The organism is Gilliamella sp. Pas-s25 (assembly GCF_009795885.1).
Classification (GTDB): domain Bacteria; phylum Pseudomonadota; class Gammaproteobacteria; order Enterobacterales; family Orbaceae; genus Gilliamella.
In genome coordinates, this window is sequence record NZ_WTEV01000090.1 from 1 (window position 1) to 427 (window position 427).

A 427-nucleotide genomic window follows, 5' to 3' on the forward strand; every position below is an offset into this window, starting at 1 on the left:
AGTAATCGAGAAATAGTGGGGCGAAGTGCTGGCAGGCATAAAACAGCGGCACTGGTCATGCAAGCTATGAGTCAAATTCCAATGAACTTACAGACGATTGAGTTGTTTCATTCTGATAGAGGAAAAGAGTTTGATAATCATTTGATTGATGAATGTTTAACAGCATTTGGAATTAAACGGTCGTTAAGTCGCAAAGGCTGCCCCTATGATAACGCAATTGCAGAAAGCACATTCAAAGCAGTGAAAACAGAATTTGTGTCAAATACTATTTTTGATTCATTGGCGCAACTTAAATTGGAATTTAATCACTATGTGGATTGGTTTAATTATAATCGAATTCATTCAACATTAAATTACCAGTCGCCGATTGAATACAAAAGAAATCGATGACCTTATCTTTTTGGTACTAAAATGTGTTGCCATTCCA

General features: G+C 36.1%; 1 protein-coding gene. It reads left to right on the plus strand.

Annotated features, from left to right (window positions below):
• Positions 1–390, plus strand: a 390-nt coding sequence (locus tag GQ593_RS13475; RefSeq protein ID WP_160432481.1) for an IS3 family transposase, incomplete at its 5' end; no start/stop codon positions are given.
• Positions 391–427 lie beyond the last annotated feature (37 nt).